This is a genomic window from Leptospira chreensis, from assembly GCF_016919165.1.
Classification (GTDB): Bacteria; Spirochaetota; Leptospiria; order Leptospirales; family Leptospiraceae; genus Leptospira_A; species Leptospira_A chreensis.
This window is the reverse complement of sequence record NZ_JAFFPS010000059.1, coordinates 23,105-32,800: the sequence shown is the minus strand read 5'-3', so window position 1 is coordinate 32,800 and position 9,696 is coordinate 23,105. Positions and strand designations below refer to the sequence as shown.

Below are 9,696 nucleotides of genomic sequence, written 5' to 3'. Positions count from 1 at the left end.
ACCATCAAACCTTTGGATAAAGAAGCCATCATCGCCAAAGCAAAAGAATGCGGGGCCATTGTGACTTGTGAAGAACACAATGTCATCGGTGGTCTTGGTTCTGCTGTGTCAGAACTCCTTTCGGAAGAGTATCCAGTTCCTGTCATCAAAGTGGGAATGAAAGATACATTCGGAAAGTCGGGAACTTGGAGTGGTCTACTTGATTACTTTGGTCTTCGTGCAAAAGACGTTGTGTCCCACGTAGAAATCGCAATTTCCAAAAAGAAAAAATAAGGTTTTGGTTTCGGTTATGACCGGTGCCGGAGCTCCCCTACCATCCATCCTAGAAGAAACTGAAGTAAGGCCGCGTCGGAGTGACGGGCCTTGGAAGGTTGTGCTATGGGATGATGACTTTCATACCTACGAATACGTGATCGAAATGTTAATGGATGTTTGCCAAATGCCTTGGGAAAAGGCCTTCCAACATGCAGTGGAAGTCGACACTCGAAAAAAAACCATAGTCTTTTCAGGGGAATTGGAACACGCCGAGTTTGTCCATGAACGGATCTTAAACTATGGCCCAGACCATCGGATGAGTTCCTCCAAAGGGTCTATGACGGCTACCTTAGAACAATAAGTTTACATCTTACGTTCTAAAGCGTAATTCCTTTCTGGAACAAGCAGTGATGAAACAGATTCATTGGTATCCACTTTGATATTGGTTTGTGGATTGTAAGTATCCAACATATAATCCCCATCTACAATGAATTGGTAATGGTATTCCCCCGGAAGTAATTTCTTTTCGAGAGTAAAAACTCCCTTTCTGTCTTTTTTTAGGAAGTCATGTTCTGGGTTCCAGTCATTGAAACTTCCCACCACGCGAACCACTTCCGCATTTGGTAAATAAATTTGAAATTTAACCGTTCGTAAGTCTCGTTCTTCGTTTGCTGAATCTTCGAGTACCATGGTTCTTGTTTGACGGTCTGTATCTTTTCCTTCTAAAATATAACGCGAATAGTAAGACCCGGATCCATCTTCCAATTTATCAAAGTTTTCTGGATCATAGGTAAGAAGGCCGTTCACTCGGAACTTGTATTCATACACCGGATCTTCTTCGTAGGTGTCTGTAATTTGTGTGGGTTCGACTACGGTATAATAGATCCCGTATTGGTTTCGTTTCATATCGGAACATTCCCAATTATTAAAACTACCACAGATTTCTACGGCTTCGTCCCTAAGTCCATTGTAAGTAAATAGAATCCCTCTGTGGATGAGTTTGCCGGAAGATACGTAAGATTCCACATCGAGATAACGAATGTAACGTGGAGCGATATTTTTTTTGAGACTTTCCAGTTGCCAGAGGTAATAGACCGTATCCTGGTCTTCGGTTTCATCCGACATCTCTAGTTCTTTTGAGGAAAAACTTCCAATCCAATCCATTCCCTCGTCGGCAAAGATTCCGATTCCTGTGAAAAAGAGTAAAAATAGGGCGATACGGATGGATTTCGATTTCATCATAGTCGTGGTCGTACAGAGTCCTTCTAGATAATTTTCGGCAGAAATGAAAAAAGAGAGTGAAAGGTTTTTTTCCGAAGGAACCATCTGACATAATAAAAAAAATATTCTGTCATTTTGAGAAGGGGCCGATAATTCATTAGGAATAGACCCTTAAATGGCTGAGCCGATAGACAAATTGAGTCCGGAAGAAATTACACAAATCGAGACGATGTTTTCGGCTCTCAATAAAAATCCGCAGTCTTCGGAAGAACTGAATCCGATGGCTAAGGCTTTACGTGAGAAACTGGGATATACCAGTCCTATGGCTCCGTCCGATCCGGAAGCCGATTCAGAAGAAAATTCCGGCTCTGCCTTTGATGATTTTGATAACGAAGGGGCAGATGACGCAGAAGCGGGAGATCCATTTGCACCCCTAGAAGATGAGGACGATGATTTTGGTCCTCCCAAACTTCCGAACCGGGAAGCGGAAGAAGACGATGGAATTGATTTAGATGAACTCCTCGGTGAAGACTCACCGAAACCCACTCCCACACCAGAAGCCACTGACGATTTTGACTTTGATACCCCAGCTGCTGCAGACGATACGGATCCATTTGCTTCCGATTCGGGAACAGCAGAAGAGGCAGATCCTTTTGCTGATATGGGTTCCACACCCGCCGCTACCGAAAGTTTTGGTGATGATCCTTTTATTAATTTAGATGCGATTGATGAAGCTCCCCTAGAAGATAAACCAGCCCCTGTCATTGGTGACGATCCTTTTGCTAATTTAGGCGGGGATGATATCCCTCCTACGACCGACGAAGACCTGTTTGCTGGCTTTGATTCTGGATCGGAAGAGACCACTCCTTCTGGTGGTGATGATTTTGATTTTGGAGCCGGGGCCGACACACCTTCCTCTGGTGGCGATGATCCTTTTGCTGATATGGGTTCCACCCCGACACAGTCAGAAAGTTTCGGTGATGACCCCTTCGGCGGACTCGATACTCCAACCTCTGATACTGGTGGCGGCGATGATCCGTTTGGTGATCTTTCTGCACCGGCAGCAGGTGGAGATAGTTCTTTTGGCGATGATCCTTTTGCTGATATGGGATCGACTCCAACGCAGACAGAAAGTTTTGATGACGATCCGTTCGGAAATATGGACAGTCCGTCCGCTCCTTCTCGTGACAACGAACCGGCTGATCTAGGTGGTGGGTTTGATGATCCGTTTGGAGACTTGGGTGTGGGAATGGAACCTCCGAGTCTGGATGATGATCTCGGAGCTCCCTCTTTTGATGATTTAGCACCATCGATTGATGATATGCCTGTCTCCACAATGGATGACTTTGGTTCTGATGGACCAGGGGGATTTGAGGAAGACCTCATGTCTCTTGGCAAAGAAGACGAGCCGGAAGAGTCACTTGAGGCCAACCTAACCGATGAAGAGTTGGCGGTTATTCAGTCCGAACTACTCCGTTACCCACCAAAACTTCGTCGTACAATCATTGATACGATTGTGAACCAAAGGATTCCGGTTCGCAATCAGAAAGAAATCATTGAACTCATTAAGGCACAACAAAAACCAGAAGACATTGCTAGTTACTTAAGTGGACTTCTGGGAGAACGAGTCGAACTCAGTGACTCCACTGGTAAATTTGCGGCCGATGGTGTGCCGATCATTGCCAGCCGAGATTCGTATACCAAAGAAGGGGCTGCCCGCAAACGAGAGTTAGTTCGTCGGACAATATTATCTTCAGCAGCAGCGGTATTCCTTGTATTTGGAATTGTAACTCTTTGGAAATACGTCATTGTTCCGTATCGTGCCAAAGCCCAATATGCACTGGGTCTTGAAAAAATTGAAGAATTCGGTTATGAAACAGATGCTTTGGAGAAGAAAAAACTTCTCGCTGATGCAGAAAATTATTTTATCAAAGGGGAAGAGATTTTCCCGCATAACTTAGAGTTTTTAAACAAATACTGTACTGCTTATACTAAAGTGGGGCTTTATGAGAGAGCCTTTGAAAAATGTTTTGGAAAAGTAGAACCAGATTTTGGTTATGAACCAGAAGACAAAGAACACAAACGCGCATGGGAAAATAGAAAAGAAGTTCCAAACATTAGTTTTGCGAAAAAAACAGAATGGAATGATGCCGGTGTGGAAACAGCAGGTAGAAGACCACTTTCGGAACTCGCATTTTATCTTACCTCTCAAGACAAAGTTCCAAGAAGGGTTTTAAAAGCGGGGGCTTACATCGCATCCCGTTTAAAATACAATGTCCATGATATTGATACCTACATTGCGCTTGGAACTTTCCATTCCTTCCACAGGAAGGACTTCATTGAAGTTCCACCAGGCAGCAATCGCAAAAAATATAAAAATGACCACCTTGCCATTGAATACTTCAAACGAGTGTTTACCGATGGTGGTGACCCAGACAATGTAGATGCGATCGCAGGCATTGCTAAGATTTTTTACAACAAACAAGAGTTTGGAACGGCTGTTAAATACTATAACGATATCATTGAAAAGTATCCTAAAAATGCCATTGGCCATGGTGGAATTTTATCTACATACATAGAAATGTGGAAACGGGATAAAAATCCGCAGTATGTTTTAAACCACCATAGGCAGGTTCGGAATGCATTAAACATTGAAGATGAACTCTCCCTTTTTGTTTTAGCAAAACTTGCATCTTTCTATATTGATTTGGATTCGGAAGAAGTCAGAATCAAATACAACATCAACCCTGAAGACCAAGTCACTGGTATGGAAATTGATGATAATGTGGAATACCTTCTAAACATTGCTTATGGAAAAGAAGGTGGTTCTAAATTTGCGGAAGGATACTACCAAAGAGCTCGGTTCTATTTCAAAAAAGAAGAAGCGGCACGTGCCCTTAAACAATTGGAATTGGCATCAACTTACGATATCCGCCACTACTTAGCGGTTTTACTCATGGCTGAGTATTATATCCAAACAGAAAATTATGATGAAGCGGTCAAACTCCTCAGAGAAGCGGATGATCGTTATCAAAATTATAGAGAAAGGCTTGGGGAAAAAGATGAGGATGAAACCTTACTCGAAGGGAGTCCAGGAAGGATTTCGTTTAACCTAGGCAAAATCCAATTTTTGGAAGCCGCTGGAATTAACATAACAGACAATATACGAGAATTCCCTGGTAAAAAAATCTATCCAGAACGCAGTATTGGAACTCTTTCTTATGAAGAGAAAGAAAGACGAAACGGTCTTTTTATGGCTCGTGAATCTTTCTTAGCAGCCCTTGATCGAGACATCTCTAAAGATCCAAAGATTGTCAGAGAATGTTATTATTACTTAGGTTGGATTGATTACAACCATGGAGACTTTGCACAAAGTTTGGATTTTTGGGCAGAACTTCCTGAAGAAGATATCTATAATAACGCAACCTTACTTTTCGGAAAAGGGAATGCTTTCTATTATACAAGACAGTACAATGCGGCCCTTGGCAACTATCTGAAGTTAAAAGATGATTTTGAACTGAAAGAACAAAGTTTGGGAAGGATCGATACAGAAAACTCTGATCATAGAGAAGTGTATGAAACTCTCACTGCTCTTTATAATAATATTGGGGCAGTGTATGAGAAAAAACAAGATACCATCAATGCTCTCAAATACTATTGGAAGGCAATGGAAACTGCAAGAAAGATTGGTTCTGTGAGTGAAATTGCCAATTCCAATAAAGATTTGGTATTTGCTCGAGCCAAACTCGACCGCGAACCATTGTTAGAAGATTGGCTCGCACCGACACTTGACCGGTTGACTCAAATTAAAAAGTAGATTTTTGTAAAGTAGACTTTTAGGTAAGAAGAGCGGAAGCGGAGGACAGATCATTTCTATCCTCCGAATTTGTCTGATTTCAGGTCGTGTTTTGAATTAATGTTTGCGAAACCGTTCGCGAATTCCCAATAGAAAGAAATAGAAAGTTTCCCACATCCTTTGGATTCGGTAAGGTCTTGCGAGAATTCTCCAAAACCAAATTAGTCCTCTTTCTTTGAACCATTCAGGGGCTTTTTTGTCAGCACCAGATAACATATCCAAGGCGCCACCCACACCGATCACCACGGCTTTGCCAAAATATCCAGTATTGTTTTCGATCCAGATTTCTTGGTTTGGAAAGTCCATGGCAAGAAAGATAATGTCGGGACCAGTCTTTCGAATGGCTTCTTTCACTCGCATCTCGCGTTGACGATCCAAATGACCAGCATGCCTTCCCACGATTCGCACCTTAGGAAAATGTCTTGTTAGGTTAAAATAAATTCGTTCTACAATTTCGTCTTTGGCACCAAAGATAAAGGCAGTGAATTCTTTGAGTTCAGCTAGACGAATGAGGTCCATCATCACAGCAATGGGGGTGACTCGTTCTTTGAGTCTACCGGAGGTCATCCAACCAATACCGGCACCTTCCACGAGAATGGTTCCGGCTTTTTCTGCAATCCGGTGGAGCGACTTTTTCGGACGCATCCGCATGAGTTTGATGGGATCTAAAAATAAAACATGGTGCATGCCTTCTTTTTTCTCAAGCACGCGAAAGAGTTTAGCGATGGCTTCGTCAGTGGTGACGTTGTCGATGGGAATTCCCAAAACTTTCAGAGTTTCCAGCTTGGAAACATCGATATTTTGGTATTCTAGTAGAATATCCCTCTCATCTTTTGAGGAATTGTGAACGATTTCGCTCAGTTGCTTCATGTAGCCGGGCTTTCCTTTCCTATCTAAAACATTATGTCCAGTTCCCTCTATTGTCGCCTCTAAATTTTTAAAAACTACCGTTTTTTCACTTGGATTGGAATCGAAAGAACGAGAAAAAGTATCAAAATGTTTCGAAGCCATCTTTTTTCAATATTGACTCTCATTCTTCTCTCAAGCGCAAGTTATGCGGAAAAACTTTCCATTTATGGAACGATTCAAAATGGTACCACGGGTGGTCTTGGTAAGGCTGATTCCATTCGTATGTTGGCTTTACAAGGAGCGATGGTTCCGTTAGCAGACATTGGTCCACAGACGGGTAAGTTTCGTTTTCCAGAAACGGAATTGCCGGAAGGAGCACCTATCCTCTTACAAATCCAATACCAAGGTGTAAATTATAATAAAATGATTCCGCCAACCACCAAATTTCGTACATCTCCGCAAGAGGTGACTGTGTATGATACGGGTGCTGATCGCAAACAAGTCGCGGTAAAAAGCTTAATGCAAGTTATGCGAGAAAAAAAAGGCCTTCGTGTCTTTAAACTGTTTCTGATTGATAACTCCAGTAAACCTCCCAAATCCTATGATTCTAAACTTTCTCCTTTAGAATATTCTGTTGCAAAAGAAGCGACAGAGATTTTAGCACAAATTCAACAGCCAGGAAGTAAGATGGCAATTCCACTCGGAATTCCAGAAGGTAAAAATGGAGGTAGGATTTTGGATCGTGCTATCCTTCCTGGTGTTTCAGAGATGCAAATTTCCTATTTCATTCCCAATGATCATGAAACATTCAGCGAACGAATGTTAATTGAATCGGAGAATGGAAAATTTCCTATCTTTGTTAAACCACAAGATATGGAAATTAATACCGGTGAAAAAACACCTGTCACTAAACTGGATAAAGATGTTCCACCGGGCCTTAGTGCTTATATTCTTAGTTCTTTAGATTTTGGTACCACTGTGGAGTTTACCTTCTCAGGGGGAAAACCACTTCCGACGATTTCCAATAATGCAAATCCAGAAATTTGGAACGGCTCCATACTCACCAGTTGGGATCTTTCTCTTTTTGCGGTTGTTGGATTTCTTGGACTTCTATTTACGCTCTCATTTATTTTTGTCTATCGAAAACAAATAGAAAGGAAAAACAATCCATGAACCCAAAACAAACAGTAAGAGATAAATCCTATTTGCGATTCTTTGGTCTCGCCGAACTCGCAGATCATGGTGCCAGGGGAATTTTGGCATTTTGGGTTATTTTAGGTATGGCCTTCTTTTTGTTCGGTGATCAAAACTTAATTGCACCGAATATGAAGAACATTGGAGCTTCCCTTGGAATCACAGATCCAAACGACGTTGATTGGAAGTTAGGTGGAATCATTCCTGTATTGTTTTTTATTTTGGGTGGAGTGGTATCTTTGTCGATGGGTTACCTATCGCAAACATTCTCGCGAAAAAACTTACTTCTCGCAACTGTGTTACTCGGTGAAATTCCTTGTTTTTTAACGGCTTATGTAGAGACCTATGATCAGTTTTTAATTTTACGAACACTTTGTGGATTTGGCCTTGGTGGGATTTTTCCATTACTCTTTAGTTTGATTGGTGATTATTTTTCCAGCCAATCCAGAGCCATCGCTACCGGATATGTATCCTTGGCAATGGGACTTGGTGTGGGAGTTGGACAACTTCTTGGTGGTATTTTGGGTGGAGCCGATCCCATCAATGGATGGCGAGCATCCTTTATCTACATGTCTGCTCCTTCCTTTTTATTTGCCGCTGTATATTTGTTTTTTTGTAAGGAACCCAAACGTGGTGGTGCCGAAGGTGTTACAAGCGATGAGTTATCACATAAAATCAGTTTGAAAGATTTTAAATTACTCTTTGAAAGTAAAACAAACTTAGGCGCCTTTTTACAAGGCCTACCTGGTTGTATTCCTTGGGGTGTATTTTTTGTTTATTTGGCTGACTATTACGAACACACTTATCATCTTTCCAAAGAAGTCTCTGCCGGTATGATTACTTTTGCTGCGGTTGGGATTTTCATTGGAACATTTTTTGGTGGAGTACTTGGTCAAATTCTTTATAACATTAAAAAAGCTTACCAACCTCTATTGTGCATTGGAACCACATTCTTTGGTGTGTTCCCTGCTTTGATGTTATTATATGCCTTTGATATTGTTCCTTATATGGGTTTATTCATTGCGTTGAATATTTTTACAGGAATTATGATTTCTGTCACGGGGCCTAACGTCCGTGCTGTGTTGCTCAATGTCAACGAACCGAAATCAAGAAGTGCGATTTTTTCTATCTATAACTTAACAGATGATTTAGGAAAAGGACTTGGGCCGGTAATGTCTGCGGTGATTTTAGGTTTGACCCCTGATCGTGGGCTTGCACTGTCTATCTCCATTCTTTTCTGGATTCCCTGTGCTTTGTCTTGGTTACTCATTTTGTTTAACTATGAAAAAGACGAGGAAAAAATGCATACGTTGATGAAACAAAGTGTTTCGAAAGCATAACTTTTCTTTGATTTGAGATACAATGGGCATTAAACATTATTTACTCGATATTGAAGGGACAACGGCACCAATTGCCTTTGTCCATCAGATACTTTTCCCTTATGCAAAAAAACATATTGTTCCTTTCTTAAGGGAATATCGTTTTTCAGAAATTCGTTTGAATGAAATCCAATCAGAGTATGAGAAGGATTCTTCTTTACGGGAAGAGATTTTTCTATCTCGATTTACAAAACTTGAAACCAAAACGAAATCTGAACTTTTACCTTTTTCCTCTGAGATCATTCCCTCTTATTTTGAATATTTGATTGAGAAGGATCGTAAATTTGGCCCCTTAAAGGAAATCCAAGGGAAGATTTGGAAACAAGGTTATGAATCAGGAGAAATCAAAAGTATTGTTTACCCAGATGTTCCTGAATTTTTGAAAAAAGCAGAGGAAGAGGGGATTCAGAACCATGTGTATTCTTCTGGTTCTGTAGAAGCACAAATTTTAATCTATCAGTATTCGGAGTTAGGTGATCTTAGGAAATATTTTACTTCTTATTTTGATACTGCTGTTGGTGGCAAAAGAGATAAGGTAAGTTATGAGAACATCGCAAAACAATTAGAATCTCCGCCGAACCAAATTCGTTTTTTTACAGATATAGTGGAAGAAGCAGAGGCTGCGAATGCGATCGGGATGGATGTCGTCATCCTCAATCGCCCCGGAAACATTCCACAAAAATCACATTCTTTTCCTGTTTGGGATCAGTTTTAAGTCAGAACCAAAATACTGAATGAGTAAATTCCAATCAGGATTGGAAATAAAATTTTCCAAAACAGATTGGCCCCTTTTAGGTTCATAAAGACAAAACAAATTAATAAAAACTTGATGGCACTCATTAGAATCAGATTCCAATTTCCTGGAATCATTTGTCCCATTCCGAAAAAAGAAAAATAAACAATGAACATAAGAATGGAATATGTAAGTATGATGATTTTCAT

Annotated in this window: 9 protein-coding genes; 6 read left to right on the top strand and 3 right to left on the bottom strand. The window is 40.9% G+C overall.

Annotated features, from left to right (window positions below):
* The coding region (locus tag JWG41_RS16395; protein WP_332461306.1) for a transketolase C-terminal domain-containing protein at window positions 1-273 on the top strand (273 nt) is incomplete at its 5' end.
* Window positions 274-289: 16 nt separating this feature from the next.
* Window positions 290-616: an ATP-dependent Clp protease adaptor ClpS gene (locus JWG41_RS16390; protein ID WP_205270902.1), complete on the top strand. Its 327-nt coding sequence runs from the start codon at window positions 290-292 to the stop codon at window positions 614-616.
* 2 nt (window positions 617-618) lie between these two features.
* Here JWG41_RS16390 and JWG41_RS16385 read toward each other — a convergent pair whose 3' ends face one another.
* Window positions 619-1,494: a glycogen-binding domain-containing protein gene (locus tag JWG41_RS16385; RefSeq protein WP_205270903.1), complete on the bottom strand. Its 876-nt coding sequence runs from the start codon at window positions 1,492-1,494 to the stop codon at window positions 619-621.
* A gap of 157 nt (window positions 1,495-1,651) precedes the next feature.
* On the opposite strand from JWG41_RS16385, the gene JWG41_RS16380 reads away from it, so the two are divergent.
* Window positions 1,652-5,293, top strand: coding sequence for a tetratricopeptide repeat protein (locus JWG41_RS16380; RefSeq protein ID WP_205270901.1), 3,642 nt, complete (start codon window positions 1,652-1,654; stop codon window positions 5,291-5,293).
* 96 nt (window positions 5,294-5,389) lie between these two features.
* Here JWG41_RS16380 and JWG41_RS16375 read toward each other — a convergent pair whose 3' ends face one another.
* A complete protein-coding gene (locus tag JWG41_RS16375; protein WP_205270900.1) occupies window positions 5,390-6,202 on the bottom strand; it encodes a WecB/TagA/CpsF family glycosyltransferase in 813 nt (270 codons plus the stop codon).
* Window positions 6,203-6,328: 126 nt separating this feature from the next.
* Between JWG41_RS16375 and JWG41_RS16370 the strand changes: the two genes are divergently transcribed.
* From JWG41_RS16370 to mtnC, 3 genes are read left to right on the top strand one after another with little or no spacing between them, the layout of a single operon-like run.
* Window positions 6,329-7,354 carry a hypothetical protein gene (locus JWG41_RS16370; protein ID WP_205270899.1) on the top strand — a complete coding sequence of 342 codons (1,026 nt, stop codon included), beginning with the start codon at window positions 6,329-6,331 and terminating at the stop codon, window positions 7,352-7,354.
* The gene (locus JWG41_RS16365) at window positions 7,351-8,715 is read left to right on the top strand and encodes an MFS transporter (protein WP_205270898.1); all 1,365 of its coding nucleotides are present in this window, start codon (window positions 7,351-7,353) and stop codon (window positions 8,713-8,715) included. The genes JWG41_RS16370 and JWG41_RS16365 overlap by 4 nt, the downstream gene beginning before the upstream one ends.
* A 22-nt stretch (window positions 8,716-8,737) precedes the next feature.
* On the top strand, window positions 8,738-9,469 hold the full coding sequence (gene mtnC / locus JWG41_RS16360) for an acireductone synthase (RefSeq protein ID WP_205270897.1): 732 nt from the start codon (window positions 8,738-8,740) through the stop codon (window positions 9,467-9,469).
* Here mtnC and JWG41_RS16355 read toward each other — a convergent pair.
* Window positions 9,466-9,696 carry a prokaryotic cytochrome C oxidase subunit IV gene (locus JWG41_RS16355; protein WP_205270896.1) on the bottom strand — a complete coding sequence of 77 codons (231 nt, stop codon included), beginning with the start codon at window positions 9,694-9,696 and terminating at the stop codon, window positions 9,466-9,468. The two genes, mtnC and JWG41_RS16355, sit on opposite strands and share 4 nt — an antisense overlap.